The following is a 17549-nucleotide window of genomic DNA, read 5'->3' on the forward strand; positions in this document are numbered from 1 at the left end:
GACCGAACAGGGCAGCTCCTTTCATAAAGCTATGCCGTCGGAATTCCTCCGGTGATGCCATATACCTGAGATGTCACATAGCTTGAATTCTCTGAAGCTAGAAATACATAAACATCGGCCAATTCCACTGGCTGCCCAGCGCGATTTAATGGAGCTGGCGGCGTGCCTTGTCCGAATTTCGGGATGTTTTCCGTCGGCTGTCCGCCGGAAATTTGCAGCGGTGTCCAAATTGGTCCGGGCGCAACTGAATTTACTCTGATGCCTTTGGAAGCAAGCTGTTTTCCCAGTCCGACGGTAAAGCCGATAATGGCGTTTTTCGTTGCTGCGTAATCTAACAGCATCGGGCTTGGATTATAGCCTTCAACTGAGGTAGTTGTGATAATTGAAGCTCCCTCCGGCAAATACGGAAGCGCCGCTTTTACAACCCAGTAAAGGGAAAAGACGTTCACTTCAAATGTTTTATAGATTTGTTCAGTAGGCAGATCTTCGATGTTTTCGACCGCTTGCTGTTTACCTGCAACGAGCGCTAGCACATCAAGTCCGCCGAGTTTGTGATGCGACTGTTTGACTAGATCTTGGCAAAAGGATTCGTCGCTCAAATCTCCGGGGATCAGCACTGCTTTTCGGCCTTCTGCTTCAATTAGTTCTTTTACCTCTTCAGCATCTGGCTGTTCCTCGGGCAAGTAGTTAATGGCCACATCGGCACCTTCTCTGGCGTAAGCAATTGCGGCAGCGCGGCCGATACCGGAATCGCCGCCCGTGACAAGCGCTTTTCGACCCGTTAGTTTACCTGATCCTTTGTAGCTTTTTTCTCCGCAATCAGGGACAGGCTTCATGTTCTTTTGCAGGCCTGGCGGTTCTTGATATTGTTCGGGAAATTCATCATGAAAAAATGCTTTTATAGGATTCGTAAGATTTGAATCAGACATCAGCAACGCTCCTTTTCTGTTTGGTGTACATTCGTATGTGTACCCCTGAGCATAAGCAGAAAAACATGTTTTGGCAGTTTGAATAGTGAAGGAAAAAGAAAACAAGAAAAAACAAAGCCTTCTTCCATATTTATCTTGTCAAATAAGACTATATGAATTATGATAAATTCGAGCTATAAATCAACTAAATATTGGGTGTTGGGGGAGTGAATCGTCATGAAAAAAGCGGCGGCGGTTTTGCTGTCACTCGGTCTCGTTTTCGGTTTTTCATACGGAGCTGATCATGTGGCGGAAGCCAAAACAAAGGTGAAGGTCTATAAGAACTGCAAGGAGTTAAACAAAGTATACAAAGGCGGAGTGGCCCGCACTTCGAAGGCGAAAAACAAAGGCGGAAAAACGAAGTACAAGCCTTACGTCTCTAAGGACCTTTATGATGCCAATAAAAACAAAGACCGCGATAAAGATCTTATCGCCTGTGAACGGTAAATAAGAAAAAGCAATCTGGTGTCCAGATTGCTTTTTTTATGCTTAGGCCGCCTGATCGGCCGCAGCACTTTTCGCCTTCCTTGTCATAAGGCTGACTGCCATCATGACCGTGATATTCAAAAGCAGGGCGACGATTCCTACATTCAAGTCTTTTGCGGCTTGCGGCAGAGCCGGAAATAAAGTGCCGATCGTCGTTTCCGTCATTGTAATATAAGTAACTGCTCCGACACCTGCAATAATGCCGGCGAAAGCTCCTTGCTTTGTCACCATATTATGCTTGAACAGGCTGAACAAAAGGGCGGGGAATAGCTGTGTGACAAGGCTGTAGCCCATCAAAAGCAGCGTAACGATGGTATTCCCGCCTTTGAAGGTAAAATACACCGAAATCAGCGCAATCACCGGCACTAAAAACTTAGCAAGCGCCGATACTTGCTGTTCTGTCGTGCGGGGCGCGATTACCTTGTACACATTTTTTGCAAACAGTGTGGAGGCGGACATTAAGATCATAGACCCTGGCACAAGTGCTGTCAGCAGTCCGGCAGCACCGATAATTCCGACAAACCAAGGGTCAAATGCTTGCAGAGACAGTCTCAAAAGCGACAAATCCCCGTCTGCGCCATTCAGATCTGGAACTTGCAGGATAGCCGCAAAGCCAACGAAAAGGACGAAGAGCAGGACCAGCTGGTACAAAGGCATGATGATGGCGTTTTTACGAAACACTTTTGGGTTTTCGGCTGAATACGAGGCGGAAAACGTGTGAGGCCACATGTAAAACCCGAGCGCTGTCAAGAGTACGGTTGAACTGAACCAGGCTACACTTTGTCCCGATTCGGGTAGCGTAAGAAAGCCAGGCTTTGCCGTTTCAATCTGCTGAAACATGTCTTGAAATCCGCCGTAGTAATGAATTGGCAAATACACACCTAAAAACAGAACGACAACCAGAATCATGATGTCCTTCACAACCGATATCCAGGCAGACCCGTGAATGCCTGAAACCATAACATAAACCGTGATGGAAACAGCGCCGATCCAGATGGCAGCGGTCGGGGTGATTTTGCCGTACGAGGTTTCCGATACAATCAGCCCGAGGCCTTTCAGCTGCAGTACAAGATAGGGAATGAGTGCGGCGATGCCGACCAGTGAAACGAGAATGCCAAGCAGCGGACTGTTGTATTTTTTTGTGAAAAAATCAGACTGCGACATCAGTTTATGCTGTTTCGCGTACGTCCAAACTGCTGGAAGAAGCCAGTAAGAAAGGATGTAGGCCAGACATCCGTAGGCGATGATATAAAAGGCTGGACCGCCTTTTCCGTAGGCCCAGCCGCTGCCGCCGAGAAACGTAAAAGTAGTATAAATTTCGCCTGCCATCAAAAGGAAGACGAAAACAGTTCCGAAGCCGCGCCCTCCGACCGTCCACTGCTCCAGGTTCATGTCTTTTCCTTTTTGGGCGCGTATACCGAGAAAAATACTCAAGAGCAGGACACCGAAGATGATGATGAGAGCTGCATTCATTCTGCTTCCTCCTTTTTATTTTCCTTGTCGAGGACATACACAATCGCCATCAGCGCAGAGGTCAAAAGAGCCCACATCACAATATAGGCAAGAATAAACGGCATGCCGAACACATAGGGGGTCACCTTATTTGCAAAAGGGATGCCGAGTAAGATTCCGATAAAGGGCAAAGCGGCAAGAACATGAATCAGTTTCATAGAATCCTCCTTCTATTTAGGATTGGGGTGTACAAGCCTAAGCGTACTGAAAATGATGTCGCAGATATGGCAGCACATGTCACTTTTTAGGGTGAAAGGCTGTGGTTCGAATTATAAATAAATTTATTTTGTTTGTATAGTGTGAATTGTCTGAAATTAATGATCTGAATCGCCCGAAGAGGAAACGGGCAGTATGATTCAAAAGGCTCAGAGTCTGTCTGGGGCAAATAGATAGTATGTTAATAATTCGCTGACCTGCTCACGGATTCGCGGATTAAAATAGCGATGGTTTTCTTCATAACCGTCGATGACAAATGTATAGAGCGTAAAGGCCTCATCGCGATCCGTCTCGCGGATTGCAATTTTTCTTTTCCTCAGTTCTTTTCTGACCTCCATCAAATCCTTTTGTGCTATTTTTAATGATTTGCTGATAAGCTGTTTATAAGGATGCTTCAATTTTAATGTGCTTTCTTCAATTCCGGCGAGATCACGGTTAAAAATCGTAATGGCCATGGGCAAAAAGAGAGCCCGTTCAATTAAATCGTATATTTCCTCCTGCAGATTTGGCATGTTGACTCCTTCTTTCTAAGGGAACGTTTGTTCTATTCGTATTCTATATCGGCTGGTGAAATGTTTCAAGACAGAAAAAATCACCAAAACTTTTTAGTTTTCTGCTGATAATGTGTAGAATAAGGATAGACAAACCCGGTAAGGAGTATAAATGTTGGAGCATTTTTTATCCTATTTGACACAAGAACATTTAACTGAATTATTTCAAAGCTATAGGGCTTTCGGTCCGCTCATTGCTGTGCTGCTGCCTTTAATTGAAGCATTTCTCCCGTTTTTGCCGCTGATCGTGTTTGTGGTGGCGAATACGAACTCGTTTGGCTTGTGGGAAGGATTCATCCTGTCCTGGGCGGGATCAACTGCTGGTTCCATTCTCGTCTTTTTGATTGTCCGTCAATACGGACAGAGAAAATTGCTTGGATTTATCCGCAGTCATCCGTCTGTCAGAAAGCTGATGTTATGGGTGGAAAGACACGGCTTCGGTCCCATGTTTCTTCTGCTTTGTTTTCCATTTACACCGTCAGCCGCGGTGAATGTTGTTGCCGGTTTGTCAAGGATCGGAACGCGGCCGTTTATTTTGGCGGCAGCCTCGGGGAAGCTTGTCATGATTTTTATGATCAGCTTCATCGGATATGATCTGCACGCGCTGATTACACAGCCGATTCGAACGGTCATCGCCGTATTGGTGATCACTGTCTTATGGTATGTCGGCAAAAAGGTGGAGCGGTATCTGCATGTAAGAGCCAGTCAGCGTGAGCATGATGGAGGGAGACAGTAACATGAAAAAACGGTTTTGGTTTCTTGCCGGTGTAGTGTCCGTTGTTCTCGCCATTCAGGTTAAAAATGCTGTCTTTATTGATTACAAGGTAGAAGGCGTCAGTATGAACCCGACCTTCCAGGAAGGAAACGAATTGTTGGTCAATAAATTTTCGCATCGATTTAAAACCATCCATCGTTTTGACATCGTCCTTTTTAAAGGCCCTGATCATAAAGTGCTGATTAAACGGGTAATCGGCTTGCCCGGTGAAACGATCAAATATAAAGATGATCAGCTGTATGTGAACGGAAAGCAGGTTGCTGAGCCATTTTTGAAGCATTTGAAATCTGTTTCTGCCGGCAGCCATGTAACGGGTGATTTTTCTTTGAAAGATGTGACGGGAACAAGCAAGGTGCCGAAAGGAAAATATTTTGTCGTTGGAGATAATCGCATATACAGCTTCGACAGCCGGCATTTTGGTCCGATAAGAGAAAAAAATATTGTCGGTGTGATTTCTGATGCCGAATAAAAAGACGCTAATTGAAGAGGCGTCTTTTTGTATGCCGTTTGGAAAAATGTGTTGAAGAAAAATTTGTAAGGAGCTATAATCAAAATTGTTACCTGTGTAACAAAATTTATATATTTTTTTGACTGGAGGGCCGTTTTTATTGGTTTTTGTTCGTTTTTCATGAAACAAAAGGAGTGGTGAATGATGATGAAATATGAAGCAGTGATTATAGGAGGAGGGCCGGTTGGATTTATGCTGGCTTCTGAGCTTGCAATGGCCGGAGTGGGAACATGTGTGATTGAACGGCTTGAAAAACCTGTTCCGCATTCCAAGGCGTTGACGCTGCACCCCCGAACGCTGGAGCTTCTTGAGATGAGAGGGATTTTAGAGCGGTTCGTATCCAAGGGAAGCAAGATACCTACCGGACATTTTTCAATGCTGGATACCCGTCTGGATTTTTCAGGCTTGGATACGAGCTGTCCTTACACGCTTTTGCTCCCGCAGTCCAAAACAGAAAAGCTTCTTGAAGATCATGCACGAAGCCTGGGAACAGAGGTGTTTCGGGGTGCCGAGGCGCTGGCGGTTACGCAAAACGGGGAAGCGGTCCAAACAATTTTTAAGGATCGGGACGGCAGTGTACGGACGATCACAAGCAAGTTTGCCGTTGGGGCAGATGGCGCCGGGAGTACCGTCCGGAAACAGGCGAAAATTGAGTTTCCGGGAACAGACAGCACTGTCACCGCTGCGCTTGGGGATGTGGCGCTCCTTTCTCCGCCGGCGTCAGGCGTGCTGTCCCTTTGCACAAAAGAGGGCGGTGTTATGATTGTTCCGTTATCTTCAGACCGATATCGTGTCGTTGTGATCAGCCCTTATCGCACGCAAACACCGAAAGATGTGCCTATGACTGAGGAAGAGCTGAAAGCTGACCTCCTGCGAATTTGCGGAACTGACTTTGGTTTAAGCGACCCTTCGTGGATGTCGCGGTTCGGGAACGCCGCGCGCCAAGCGAAACGGTATCGGGACGGCAGAATCTTTCTTGCGGGTGATGCCGCGCATATTCATTTTCCGGCGGGCGGGCAAGGACTGAATGTCGGCCTTCAGGATGCGATGAACCTTGGGTGGAAGCTGGCGGCGGCCATCAAAGGCTCTGCGCCTTCATGGCTTTTGGACAGCTACCATGACGAGCGGCACCCGGCAGCTGAAGGTCTCCTGAGAAACACGGAGGCACAGACAAAGCTGATCGATTTCACTCAAGCAGGCCTCCATTTGCGAAGCATGATGTCGGAGCTGCTGGCCTTCCCTGATGTGAATCGATATGTAGCGGGGCAAATTTCTGCGCTGGATGTCAGATATGAAGCTGATCGTACCATGCCGCCGAATCGTTTGAATGGGGCAAGGCTCCCTGACATGAAGCTGATTCTTTCCGACGGCAATTCGGAACGGCTGTACAGCTTTCTCCAAAACGGGACATTCGTTTTGCTGTCATTGAGGCAGGAAGCTGATGATCATATCGAAGTGAAAGGCTTACGTACGGTAACCGCCTCGCTTGCAGAACCGAATGAAAAGTTGCGGGATGTGCATACCATATTGATTCGTCCCGATGGACATGTAGCCTGGGCGGTGGATGCATCAGCGCCCGATTGTGCCGAGGTGATTCAAAAAGGGATCAGCCGCTGGTTTTCCGTCACCAGCCGAGTATAATTCAATTCGATTGTTTCATCTGTAACAAAACGGTATGATAGAAGAAACAATCGAATGAAAAAGGATGGAAAACCCGATGAACACAGATCATACGACACGCAATCTTTTTGAATTGTATGCGGAGCTCATTCATCAGCAGGAGAAATGGGAGGGGCTTATTAAAGCCTTTTTATCTGACGAATTGAGGAAGCTGGATGTAGAGCACGGGAGTAAATCTCAATTGACGATGACAGAAATTCATGTTCTATCTTGTGTCGGGGACAATGAACCAATTAATGTCACGTCGATAGCAGAAAAAATGAATACGACAAAAGCGACTGTATCACGCATCAGCACAAAATTGCTCGGCGCAGGCTTCCTTCACAGAACACAGCTCAGCGATAATAAAAAGGAGGTCTACTTCCGATTGACGCCTGCTGGAAAAAAGCTGCACAGTTTGCACAAATATTATCATCAGAAGGCTGAACAGCGTTTTCTGTCATTTTTTGACCGCTATACCGAGGAAGAGATTCTTTTTGCGGAACGGCTGTTTCGGGATCTGGTGACAAAATGGTATCCGTCGTCAGAAGAAATTGAAGGGGGTCTCCCGAGCATTTTTAAATAAAAAACACGCACTGCGGTGCGTGTTTTTCGCTTTTTTCTATCTTTTTCAAGGCTGTAACGTAAATCAGATTTCCTCTTGAAGAATGAAATTCAAGATGTTCAGGAATTTGCACTGCTTATACGATATGTCTATTAGTATCTTTATTTTATACGTTTTTTACTGTGTTTTTGATGCTTTGTTTTCAAGTGAAATAGGGTCTTCTGTTTTAGTTCTCCTAATCTTTACAGAAATACCTACTAGAATGACCGCCATAGTTGTAAATATTCCCATGGTTAATAAGATCGTATCCTGGTTTAAACTCCATCCAATTAAGAAAGAGATGATCGCTCCTCCGAAACTTGCCGAAGCAATAAATAAACTTGTAACTTCGTCAACGTACTTCTGAATAATGATTGATGCTAGTGTTAAAGCAATGGGAAATATGCCCGCTATACTTAGGCCAATCAAAAATGTACCACCCAATTGAAGTATTGGGTTACTTATATAAGAGAAGGCAATCAACAAAACAATTAAACAACTACAGCTAAAAAGGAGGTATTTGGAAAAATCAAGCCTTCTACTTACGAAACCAATCAATATTCTTCCTATGATGATCCCTACCCAGAAAAAGGAGACACTTATAAGACTAATTTGTTCATTGTCTTGGTTTATCATGATTGAAGGTAAAAAGTTGGCAAAATTTGTTTCAATTCCAGCATATAGGAAAGCAAAAAATATAAAAAAGCCTAATTGCTTTGATTTTTTTCTATCTCCTATAAAGTATTGAAATGCTCCTCCATCTGGAAAGGTCACTTGTTGGTTAGCATTCTTAGCGTACTTTCGGTTCTTGGACAAGAAAATTAACCACCCTACGAATAGGACGAATAAAAAGGTGAATATACAGTAATACGGTAAAAACCAGTTATTGATATCTATGAAGGAATTAATTAATAATGGGAAAGATAAAGCGCCTAATCCAAAGAGAACTTCCAGCTTACTCATTTTTTCTGCATTACTTTCGAAATTAGCAATAACAAACGAACCAACTGTCGTTTCTAATGTGCCTGCCCCATATCCTAAGAGAAAAGCCATTACAATAATATAATACCAATCCTTGGTTAGAAAAAAGATACTTAACGCTACAAGCATTATTGTCAAAGCTAAAGTAAGTGTCCTAAAATGACTGTATTTCTTAATCATTAACGGTGCGATTAATACTCCGCTTAGAAATCCGGTAAACTGAAAAAAGATTATGACTGAAATATCATCTGTTGTCTTGTTAAAAGCCTCTAATAGAAATGGTGTCAAACTCCCTGTTGATATATGGATAATACCTACTGTAAAAAAGAAAGCATATCCAAATAAATATGTCCCTCTTAACATTCATTACACCCCTATATGAAAAAGCAGGAAAATAAATTCCTGCTTTTTTAGTAACTTCTCTCTTCGAAATACTAGTTGACTGCTGAAACAGACATTGGTTGAGAGTTGCTGTCTTTCTCAAAGAACATTTCTAACACTTCCTGAGATCTAAAACCATCACTAAAAGAAGGGATCTCAACCCAATCATTCTGAGTTGATGCAATCCAATTGATTAACTCGCTTCTAAAAGAATCAGCCCATCCATAAAACTCGTTTGGCGGATCGTTTAATAGGCTTTGCGGTACTGGGCAGTCTACCACGTTCAAGCCATCTATGAGCTTGTAAACGTGAGGATTACCTGTGTGGTATTTAAACTCTTTTTTGTGACCAACTACCTCAATGCTAAAACCACAGTCTTCAGGTACAGAACATTTTGATGTGATGATATTTACAAATACCTTGTTCTTCAGCTGGCCATAAATTTCTGCATAGTCATCTACGAGTACCTGTTTATCCTCTTTTGTTTTTACATTTGTGTTCATTTTTGCCCTTACTGATTCTGTGATGAAATCACTCTCGAACAAATACCATACCATGTCAATAAGGTGAATACCCAGATCCCCCAATGATCCACTCGTCTTCTTACTGTTAGCGTCATCTCTCCAAGTAAATTTCTTACGTCTAAGTGCACTATTTTTCTTGAAGTGTACTTTTATGGACAGTATGTTACCTAGTTCATTATTGATAATTAAGCTTTTTAAGATATTTACGTAAGATAAATATCTATAATTAAATCCCATACTGGCTCTTACGCTCAACCTTTCAGCAGTATCTTTCATTATGCTTGCTTCTTCAAGAGAAATAGCCATAGGCTTTTCACACAATACATGCTTATGTTTTGCTAATGCTTGCAAAGCATGTTCTTTATGGCAAAAGTTTGGTGATGCTACAATTAAACCTTCTGAGGCATCAATTAGTTCATCTGCGTTTTCAAATGACTTCCCGCCGAAAGTTTTCACAAAGCTTTCCGCATTTTGTTGATTTATGTCATATACCCCTACTAACTCTGCATTTTTTATTGTAGATAAAGCAGTTGCATGCGCTCTTGCAATACCACCTGCACCTATGATGCCGATCTTCTTCATTTTTATTTCCTCCTCATGATCCAATTAATTTTTTTAAGGTATTAGTAATTCCTTTTGAGTACTCACTATCAGTTATAAGGTTGTGCAAGTTTTTGGCTTCCTGTGTTGCATTTTTTAGCAGATATCCATTCCCTACTGTCTGTAACATACGAACATCATTTCCACTATCCCCAAATGCGATAGCTCTTTCGGTATTTAGGTTGTATTTCTCTAACATAAACGTTACAATTTCATTCTTTCCTGTCCCTACGGGGATAAAATCTACATCATAGCTGTCTTCTGGATCGCCTGCTAAGGGATTACACCGATTTATATTTACTGAAACGCCATATTCCTCGCAGATTTTTTCAATTGCTAATAGGTTTTTCTTGTCGTTTATTTCATCTTGTTCCTGATAGTAGAAGTTATGCTTATACCGTGACTTTCCTAATTGAGTTTGAGGATTCAAAAGAATGTTATGATTTTCATGCAGCTGTTTCACAAGTTTTTCAACCTTTTCTTTACTAAACCCTTCATTTATGCGACTGTTCCACTTGTTATCTTGCTGACCGAAGTTATGCTCTGAAAAGTACGTAATTTCAGTTCCAAGATCACTAGCTATAAAATGCGGAAAATATCTAAATTTTCCTCGTCCCATTTTATCGATAATAGATTCTATACTGCTCCCAGTAACCCATCCGATTATTAGTTCCCCATCTTTACTTTTTTGTTCTAGATAGTCTTCGAGTTCATAAATGTCTTGTTGTTTTTGTTCGTCGATTGTATGCGGAAAATACGTTTCATCAAAATCACAAAAAACAATATACTGAGGATGTTCAACCGTGGATAACGTTTTATACTCCGATTTCTTGCTTAATAACATGAAACAGTCCCTCCATTACTCTGTCTTGTTCTTCTAAAGTAAATGACGGATATAAAGGCAAATGCAGTACCTGACTATGAGCCTTTTCCGTATGAACCAATTGGAGTCCTGCATACTTGTCCTGTACTAAAGGAGTTTTTTGCATATGAGACAGTATTGGATAATATACATCTGTTTGAACACCAAAATCTTCATTTAATTTAGTCATGATATCTGCTCTATCTTCTGTTCTTACCTTAATAGGAAACAGATGCCATACATGATCTTCACTTAATTCTGGTAATTCAATATAGCCTTTATTCTGCAACTCTGCTAATTGGGTAATGTATCTATCCGCCAAGAACAGTCTTTTGAAGTTGTTTAATGAAAGATACTTCATTCTCTCTAAACCAATTGCTGCCTGTAAATTGTCCATTTTTGAATTAAATCCAAAATTGATGACTTTCTTATTTTTTACATTTACTTCAAAACCGTGATAACTAAATTGAATGCATTTTTTAGCGAGTTCTTCATTATCAGTTGCTATTGCCCCAGCCTTGCCACATACACCCAAATTCTTATAGGGATTAAAACTTAATGTAGTGATGTCTGCATACTTTCCTAAGTCTGTCAGTCCAATTCCTTGGCAGGCATCTTCAATTACTTTTAATTTATAACGATTTGCGATTTGACGGATATGCTGCATGTCTGAATGTTTTCCGTATAAATGCACAGGTAGAATAAACTTTGTATAAGGAGTTATTGCTTCTTCAATTTTGTCAGGATCGATGCAGAATGTTTGTGGGTTAATATCTACATAGATAGGAACGCCTCCCAAAGCTAACACAGCATTTTCAGTAGCTGAAAAGCTATTAGCCGGCATGATAACTTCATCCCCTGGGTTTAACCCTAAAGCCAATAAACCTATCATAATAGCATCGGTTCCACTGCTGGTTGCAATTACATACCTTTTATGTAAATATGTAGATAAAACTTTTTCGAATTGCTCTAAATAGGGGCCACTCGTAAATTTTCCAGTTGGCAAAACTTCAGTTAATGTATTTAAGATATCTTCCACTTCATCATTGGTTATTAATCTGTCTACAGGCAAAAAAGGGACTTTACTGATTTCACGATTTTTTTGATAGTTGAAAAGGTCATGTTCAATATCTATCTTTTCTTTTAATACTTGTTTCCACCGCTCGTTTACAATACTGTCTTCAATAACAAGTTCTTTTCCTTGTACGTCACCTTTTAAGTGTTTTAATAGTGACATGTTTTCTTTGCTTTTACCTGAAATCTTAACCTGTTTTTGCATGAACAGTACCTCCAATGATTTTATAATCTAAAAATTTATTACAAATTTATCCTAATTTCTGAAATCGGTAACATGTCAACAACTTTTTTAAGGAAGGGAAAATATGCCTACAATTGATGAAATAGCAAAATTATGCAATGTGTCTAAAACCACAGTGTCAAGAGTATTGAATAATCATCCGTATGTGTCGAAAGAAAAAAGAGATATGATCTTAAAGGCAATTAACGAACTTGACTACACTCCCAATTATTTAGCTCGGAATTTTAGGAGAAATAAGACTCAAACGATAGCTTTATCGGTTCCGAGTATCGACCATCCATTTTTTGCTCAATTAATAAAAGGGGTCTCTCATGAAGCACTGTTTAAGAATTACAAGGTAATTGTATTTCAGACCTTTTATGACAAACAGACGGAGCTAGAATTATTAGAGTTATTGAAACATAAAGAAGTGGATGGCATTATTCTTGGAACTTTAGAAAATGAATGGGATCAGATATCCCCTTTCTTAAAGTATGGTCCTATCTTATTATGTAATGAATATCATCACTCAGCGGACATCACGATAATTGGGTATGATGAATTTGAAGCCGCATACATGGGGGTAGTACATTTAATTGAAAGAGGGCATGAAAAAATTGGGTTTTGTTTTGATACTCCATATAGCGAAGCTCAATGTCAGAGGAAAGAGGGTTACTTGAAAGCTTTACAAGATTACAATTTACATCATAGAAGCGAATGGATATTCGGCGAAATGTTTAATATCGAGGATGGCTTTCGTGTTTTTCATAAGATAAAGGATCTAAAGGACAGACCCTCAGCAATATTTACAGGAAATGATCAAGTCGCCGCAGGGATTATTAAACAGGCGATGAAAAATGGCTTTAAAGTTCCAGAAGACTTAGCTGTAATTGGTTTTGACAACCAATTGATCTGCCAAGTCGTTACTCCGACCATAACAACAATTGATATCCCCGTAATAGAATTAGGCCAACAGGCTGTGTTGAAAATCATCGAGTCCATTTCGGGTAATGCCTCTTTAAACAGAAGAATTATTAAACTGCCAACAAAGCTTATTATAAGAGAATCAACGTAACGATAGATTTCCCTTTAACATTTTATATCTTTATATAAGAAAAAGAGGTTATTCATTTTAACCTCTTTTTCAATCGTAAGTCGTCAATTATTTCTTTCATTTCACCCTCTGGCAGCACTCACTTCAAATCTGATCCATTAACAACGAAATATCCGCTTATATTTCCCCATCTCGATGGTTTGCGAATTAAAAGTTCTTGAACCCTTTTTTCAACTAGGCATTACTGCCGCTGATTGAGCTCTTTTTGTCTTTTTTTTCACCATGAAGATGGTGAAGCAGGCGATAAAACGGCGGCAGCAGGGCAATAACCAGAATGACGCGAATGACCTGAACCGCAACGACAAAGGTGGAATCAGCATGTAAGGTAACAGACGTCGTCGCCATCTCTGCAATCCCGCCGGGCGCAAATGCCAGAACAGAAGTGATGAGCGAAATTCCTGTCAGCTCGGAAACGATCACGGCGCTCAAAAACATTGCTGCGATTAAACCGACGGACGAGACAAACCCGACGATGATAATACGGGTGACGCCGGCAAACATGCTTTTGTACATCTTAGAGCCGATCGTTGCCCCGAGAAATACTTGTGATACATGGTTAGCTTGTGACGGCCACCATGCCGTCATGTCGTGCCCTGTCACCGCAGCTCCGCCAACATGTACAATTGCTACACCGAGCATGCTGCCGAGCAGCCATGGAGCTGGAAATTTTAAAAATTTCGCAGCTTTGCAAGCTCCCCAGGCAGCGAGAATAAGAATGACGGTCCACAAAACGGGAGCGAGCCTAAAATCTGTCGTTGCAGAAGAAATTGTCTCTGCTGCGGCACTTGCGGTACGATCTTGTTTTGTATAGATCAGAATGACTAAAAACGGAATGGAAAGCACCACGAGCAGCACACGCATCATTTGAACGAGGCTGACTATAGCGGTATTGGCGCCTACTTCCTGTGCGATGCTCGGCATGGCGGAAAGCCCGCCGGGAGCGGTGCCGACAAAGCTAGTCATCATATCCGTTTTGCTGAAACGCCAAAGCACATATCCTGACAGCATGGCCAGCAGGATAGACAATATCAGCATAACGCCGACTGAAAACCAATGGTCTTTGAGAACAGAGAGAACGGATAAATTCAGCTTTTGGCCCAATTCGATGCCGAGGATCATCTGCCCGAGGGCGAGCCATCGTCGGTTAATTCCTTTTTGGTCTGGTGCCATCATCAGCCATGCCGGCCGTATCATGGCGAGGCAGCAGGCGACAATCAGTGTTCCGATCATCCATCCAATTGATATTCCGGTTAATGAAAGAATAAACCCCCCGGCTGCACTGATTGCGATAAACCATAGATCTTTGAGGAGATTTTCGTCTTTCTTCAATGTAAAACCCTTCTTCCTTTTTCACGTAACACTCCAATTGTTCACGTAGTGAATGTATTTATTACTATAGTATATTTTTGTTGATAAAGAAATTATGAATTATTTTCTATAAGCGATTCACTTTTCTTATGACCTTGTGTTCGAGCTTCTCTATTGTGTAAGTTAGAGATAAACCCGCTGTCAGCAGACACACGGCAAGAGCGTAAAAAATCACTTCTCCGCCAAATGATGTCAGGATCAGCCCGCCTGCCAGCGGTCCGATTGAGCGGGATATATCCCAATGCAGACCATAGACAGCATAAAACCGGCCCAGCAAATGAGGCGGCGCCAATTTTGATATGAAGGTCTGGATATGGGTTAGCCCGATGCTTTCGCCAACCGTCATCACCGCTGCCGTCACTAAAAGCATTATCAGGGAGGTTGAGCATGCAAAACCGGCAGCCGCAAGGGAGTAGCAAATATAAGTAATGAAGAGGATCGTTTTCATTGAAAGCTTTTCGGTCCCTTTGACAAGAGGTACTTGGAGAACACAGCTGAATAAAGCTTTTGCTGCTGAATAGATGGTCAGCATGGACAGATAATCAGAAAACATGTTTTTGCTGAACAGCCTGTATGTTGTTTCTGTTTGTGCATATAACATGCTGATGGGGAGAGAAAGCAGCAAAAGAAGCAGGACAGGCCTGTATATCGTAAAGCTCGCGGACATTTTCGGGGTAACAGCTGGGTGTAGCGGCTTTGTCTCAGGCAGTTTCAGTGCAGCGATCAGAAAGTAGATAAACAATGCTGCGGCATCTAATGCGAATATCCACACGGGGTTATGATTGTACAGCAGCATCCCCACTAGCGGCCCTGCCGTCAGTCCCGCCGAATAGATCGCATTGATGACCGCAAACACTTCCGAACGTCTGCTTTCCGGCGTGCTTTCGGCGATTTGGGCGCGGGAAGCGGGAATGTACAACGATCTTCCGATGCCATTCATGACATAGAGAATAGCGAAAACATACGCATGCTCAGCAAATACAAACCCTGTCATTGCCGCTGATTGAAGAAGCAATGCGGTCAAAATCGCTGTGCGCCGCCCAATCCGGTCCGCCGCCTTTCCTGCAGCGAGCGTCAGGAAAATATCAGCAAATGGCTGAAGGCTGATGATCAGCATTGGCATCATGATACTGCCGTTTAATTGTTCATGCAGATACAGCACCATAAAAGGTCCCATCATTGCACCTGTCAGGCTTGTCAGCAATTCGCCGAAAAAGCGGAGCCGAACGGGAGCGGTATATCTCGATTTTATAGAGTGAAAACTGGTCAACATGTGATCGCCGCCTTTCGCTGTTTGATATAGTAGTAGTGTATAGAAGGGGCGGCAGCCCAAAAAGTGAAGAAAAGAAGAGATAAAAGTTCCCCTTTTGTCGGGAGGTGCGGGGATTGAAGCTGATAGAGCACTACGTGGCGCTTGTAAAAACAGGCTGCGCCGAGTATGGGCAAATGAACGAAATGACGCTTACTGAGATTGCCGACTGTTTATTTTGTACAGAAAGAAATGCAAAGCTCATTTTACATAAGCTGGAGAACAGCAATTGGATTATCCGGGAAAGCGGGGCGGGGCGCGGCCGCAAATCTAAAATCGCGTTTCTTCGGAGGCCTGAGGAACTGCTTCTTCAAACTGCAAAGGAATATACCATGTCAGGAAAGCTTAAAAAGGCAAAGGAGCTGCTTCAGCAGTATCAGTCCGCGTTTCCAGGGCTTCAAAACGAATATAACATGTGGCTTTCAGAGGTATTCGGATTTGTGACGGAGACAGGCGAGAATGGGGCGAAGGATGTCCTGCGGCTGTTCATCACGCCTGAATCTGTCAGCAGTTTGGATCCATGCCAAATATTTTTGCGGTCTGAGGGCCATTTCGTCAAACAGATATTTGATACACTCTTCACGTTTGATTCGGATATGCAGGAGCCAAAGCCTCATTTGGTTCATGGATGGGAAGAGGTCGGAAAAAAACAATGGAGATTTTTTCTTCGAAAAGGTGTGTTATTTCATAATGGACAGCCGCTGACATCGCGGGACGTTGCGTTTACGTTTCAACGCTTTTTGGAACTGGCTGACAACCCGTATAAATGGCTTCTGCACGGAGTGAAACAAGTCTTAGAAAAGGGCCCTTATTGTGTGGAACTCATACTCGATAAGCCGAATGCGCTTTTGCCGTATGCTCTTTGTGATGAACGGCTGTCCATACTGCCGGCAGAACAGGGCGGCGGGAAAAATGGAACAGGGCCTTTTCAGGTGAATCAGCAACACAGCGGGATGCTTGTGCTTGAAGCCAATGAGCGCTACTTCAAGGGACGCCCCTATTTGGATCGCGTTGAGTTTGTTTTTTCTGAGCAAGCCGGAGAGATGAACGGTTTTACCATTCAAGAAAAACAAACAAGTCCTGAGCAGCAAACTGTTTTTGATGAGCGGCATGTTCAGTATTTGTCGCTTAATCTGAAAAAGAAGGGGCCTCTTCAGCACCGAAGCTTTAGAAAAGCGCTCCGGCTGCTGATTTCCTCTGAACGGCTCGTTCGTGAAGCGGGAGGGCACCGAAGAATCCCGGTTACGTCCTTTTTGCATCCGAGTTCTTTTGAGTGGGAGGGCGTTTCGCCATCTGAATTGTTGAAGAAAAGCGGATACGAGGGCGAAACAATCGTGCTTTATACCTTTTCGGAAACGGATCATCGTGAGGACGCCGAATGGATTCAAAATATTTGCGCCCAGCACGGTATCAGGCTTACACTTCAATTCTGTGATGCTGCTGATCTGCGACGGCCGGAAATCGTGCAGATGGCGGATATCATTCATGACAGTGCGACGTTTTATCAAGACAGCGAGTTTGGTTTTCTGCATTTGCTGCTGTCGGAGAACAGTTTCTTGTATCAGCATCTATCTGAAAAGCTGACACAGATATGCTCAGGAATGACAGAGCAGATGTTTTCCATGCCTGACCGCTGTTCAAGAATCAACATCCTGCGTGACATTGACCGGCAGATGATACAGGAGCTGAATGCGATCCCGCTGTATCAAAATGTGCTCCAGGTGACATCAAGTAAAAATGTAAAAGGCCTGGTGCTTGATGAAGAGGGATGGATTGATTTGTACTCCGTATGGCTGTCCAAATAAAAAGAGGGTTCTTTTTTGAACCCTCTTTT

At 42.9% G+C, this 17549-nt stretch carries 17 protein-coding genes; 7 read left to right on the forward strand and 10 right to left on the reverse strand.

Annotated elements, in window-relative coordinates:
* Nucleotides 1-29: 29 nt before the first annotated feature.
* Nucleotides 30-929, reverse strand: a complete 900-nt coding sequence (locus tag NST79_RS05720; RefSeq protein WP_041851019.1) for an SDR family oxidoreductase — start codon at nt 927-929, stop codon at nt 30-32.
* A gap of 216 nt (nt 930-1145) precedes the next feature.
* Between NST79_RS05720 and NST79_RS05725 the strand changes: the two genes are divergently transcribed.
* Entirely contained in the window at nt 1146-1415 is a 270-nt protein-coding gene (locus NST79_RS05725) for an excalibur calcium-binding domain-containing protein (protein ID WP_072173850.1), read from the forward strand.
* A 42-nt stretch (nt 1416-1457) separates the two neighbouring features.
* Here NST79_RS05725 and NST79_RS05730 read toward each other — a convergent pair whose 3' ends face one another.
* From NST79_RS05730 to NST79_RS05740, 3 genes are all read right to left on the reverse strand, one after another.
* Nucleotides 1458-2927: a sodium:solute symporter gene (locus tag NST79_RS05730; RefSeq protein ID WP_015252422.1), complete on the reverse strand. Its 1470-nt coding sequence runs from the start codon at nt 2925-2927 to the stop codon at nt 1458-1460.
* Complete coding sequence (locus tag NST79_RS05735; protein WP_003224377.1) at nt 2924-3124, reverse strand: DUF3311 domain-containing protein; 201 nt, start codon at nt 3122-3124, stop codon at nt 2924-2926. The genes NST79_RS05730 and NST79_RS05735 overlap by 4 nt, the downstream gene beginning before the upstream one ends.
* A gap of 207 nt (nt 3125-3331) precedes the next feature.
* Nucleotides 3332-3694, reverse strand: a complete 363-nt coding sequence (locus NST79_RS05740; protein ID WP_212058966.1) for a hypothetical protein — start codon at nt 3692-3694, stop codon at nt 3332-3334.
* A gap of 151 nt (nt 3695-3845) precedes the next feature.
* Between NST79_RS05740 and NST79_RS05745 the strand changes: the two genes are divergently transcribed.
* The 4 genes from NST79_RS05745 to NST79_RS05760 all read left to right on the forward strand — a co-directional run bounded on the left by NST79_RS05745 (nt 3846) and on the right by NST79_RS05760 (nt 7261).
* Nucleotides 3846-4469 carry a VTT domain-containing protein gene (locus tag NST79_RS05745; protein ID WP_010886465.1) on the forward strand — a complete coding sequence of 208 codons (624 nt, stop codon included), beginning with the start codon at nt 3846-3848 and terminating at the stop codon, nt 4467-4469.
* A gap of 1 nt (nt 4470) precedes the next feature.
* Nucleotides 4471-4977, forward strand: a complete 507-nt coding sequence (gene lepB, locus NST79_RS05750) for a signal peptidase I (protein ID WP_003233128.1) — start codon at nt 4471-4473, stop codon at nt 4975-4977.
* Between the two features lie 180 nt (nt 4978-5157).
* Nucleotides 5158-6657: a monooxygenase gene (locus tag NST79_RS05755; protein ID WP_212058968.1), complete on the forward strand. Its 1500-nt coding sequence runs from the start codon at nt 5158-5160 to the stop codon at nt 6655-6657.
* A 76-nt stretch (nt 6658-6733) separates the two neighbouring features.
* A complete protein-coding gene (locus NST79_RS05760) occupies nt 6734-7261 on the forward strand; it encodes a MarR family transcriptional regulator (protein ID WP_042977771.1) in 528 nt (175 codons plus the stop codon).
* A 156-nt stretch (nt 7262-7417) separates the two neighbouring features.
* Here NST79_RS05760 and glcP read toward each other — a convergent pair whose 3' ends face one another.
* The 4 genes from glcP to ntdA form a co-directional block, all read right to left on the reverse strand.
* Nucleotides 7418-8623, reverse strand: a complete 1206-nt coding sequence (gene glcP, locus NST79_RS05765) for a glucose/mannose transporter GlcP (protein WP_116315431.1) — start codon at nt 8621-8623, stop codon at nt 7418-7420.
* A gap of 71 nt (nt 8624-8694) precedes the next feature.
* Complete coding sequence (gene ntdC / locus NST79_RS05770) at nt 8695-9747, reverse strand: glucose-6-phosphate 3-dehydrogenase NdtC (RefSeq protein ID WP_106073786.1); 1053 nt, start codon at nt 9745-9747, stop codon at nt 8695-8697.
* 13 nt (nt 9748-9760) lie between these two features.
* On the reverse strand, nt 9761-10609 hold the full coding sequence (gene ntdB / locus NST79_RS05775; RefSeq protein WP_088325535.1) for a kanosamine-6-phosphate phosphatase: 849 nt from the start codon (nt 10607-10609) through the stop codon (nt 9761-9763).
* Nucleotides 10581-11906 carry a 3-dehydro-glucose-6-phosphate--glutamate transaminase gene (gene ntdA / locus NST79_RS05780; protein ID WP_029317579.1) on the reverse strand — a complete coding sequence of 442 codons (1326 nt, stop codon included), beginning with the start codon at nt 11904-11906 and terminating at the stop codon, nt 10581-10583. Before ntdA ends, ntdB begins: the two co-directional genes overlap by 29 nt.
* 103 nt (nt 11907-12009) lie before the next feature.
* On the opposite strand from ntdA, the gene ntdR reads away from it, so the two are divergent.
* The gene (gene ntdR / locus NST79_RS05785) at nt 12010-12999 is read left to right on the forward strand and encodes an NTD biosynthesis operon transcriptional regulator NtdR (RefSeq protein ID WP_029317580.1); all 990 of its coding nucleotides are present in this window, start codon (nt 12010-12012) and stop codon (nt 12997-12999) included.
* Between the two features lie 213 nt (nt 13000-13212).
* Here the strand turns inward: ntdR and NST79_RS05790 are convergent, their stop codons facing one another.
* Together NST79_RS05790 and NST79_RS05795 are read right to left on the reverse strand one after the other, a co-directional pair.
* The gene (locus NST79_RS05790; protein WP_015383286.1) at nt 13213-14367 is read right to left on the reverse strand and encodes an AbrB family transcriptional regulator; all 1155 of its coding nucleotides are present in this window, start codon (nt 14365-14367) and stop codon (nt 13213-13215) included.
* 106 nt (nt 14368-14473) lie between these two features.
* The gene (locus NST79_RS05795) at nt 14474-15679 is read right to left on the reverse strand and encodes an MFS transporter (protein WP_181216951.1); all 1206 of its coding nucleotides are present in this window, start codon (nt 15677-15679) and stop codon (nt 14474-14476) included.
* 113 nt (nt 15680-15792) lie between these two features.
* Between NST79_RS05795 and NST79_RS05800 the strand changes: the two genes are divergently transcribed.
* Nucleotides 15793-17520, forward strand: a complete 1728-nt coding sequence (locus NST79_RS05800) for an SgrR family transcriptional regulator (protein ID WP_212058969.1) — start codon at nt 15793-15795, stop codon at nt 17518-17520.
* Nucleotides 17521-17549: the final 29 nt, after the last annotated feature.

It is taken from the genome of Bacillus sp. PS196, assembly GCF_037963555.1.
Taxonomy (GTDB): domain Bacteria; phylum Bacillota; class Bacilli; order Bacillales; family Bacillaceae; genus Bacillus; species Bacillus subtilis.

Coding starts and splice junctions, on each gene's coding strand:
- NST79_RS05730 (WP_015252422.1), bottom strand. CDS start 2,927: ATGAATGCAGCTCTCATCATCATCTTCGGTGTCCTGCTCTTGAGTATT.
- NST79_RS05745 (WP_010886465.1), top strand. CDS start 3,846: ATGTTGGAGCATTTTTTATCCTATTTGACACAAGAACATTTAACTGAA.
- NST79_RS05755 (WP_212058968.1), top strand. CDS start 5,158: ATGATGATGAAATATGAAGCAGTGATTATAGGAGGAGGGCCGGTTGGA.
- NST79_RS05760 (WP_042977771.1), top strand. CDS start 6,734: ATGAACACAGATCATACGACACGCAATCTTTTTGAATTGTATGCGGAG.
- NST79_RS05720 (WP_041851019.1), bottom strand. CDS start 929: ATGTCTGATTCAAATCTTACGAATCCTATAAAAGCATTTTTTCATGAT.
- NST79_RS05740 (WP_212058966.1), bottom strand. CDS start 3,694: ATGCCAAATCTGCAGGAGGAAATATACGATTTAATTGAACGGGCTCTC.
- NST79_RS05795 (WP_181216951.1), bottom strand. CDS start 15,679: ATGTTGACCAGTTTTCACTCTATAAAATCGAGATATACCGCTCCCGTT.
- glcP (WP_116315431.1), bottom strand. CDS start 8,623: ATGTTAAGAGGGACATATTTATTTGGATATGCTTTCTTTTTTACAGTA.
- lepB (WP_003233128.1), top strand. CDS start 4,471: ATGAAAAAACGGTTTTGGTTTCTTGCCGGTGTAGTGTCCGTTGTTCTC.
- ntdB (WP_088325535.1), bottom strand. CDS start 10,609: ATGTTATTAAGCAAGAAATCGGAGTATAAAACGTTATCCACGGTTGAA.
- ntdA (WP_029317579.1), bottom strand. CDS start 11,906: ATGCAAAAACAGGTTAAGATTTCAGGTAAAAGCAAAGAAAACATGTCA.
- NST79_RS05725 (WP_072173850.1), top strand. CDS start 1,146: ATGAAAAAAGCGGCGGCGGTTTTGCTGTCACTCGGTCTCGTTTTCGGT.
- ntdR (WP_029317580.1), top strand. CDS start 12,010: ATGCCTACAATTGATGAAATAGCAAAATTATGCAATGTGTCTAAAACC.
- ntdC (WP_106073786.1), bottom strand. CDS start 9,747: ATGAAGAAGATCGGCATCATAGGTGCAGGTGGTATTGCAAGAGCGCAT.
- NST79_RS05735 (WP_003224377.1), bottom strand. CDS start 3,124: ATGAAACTGATTCATGTTCTTGCCGCTTTGCCCTTTATCGGAATCTTA.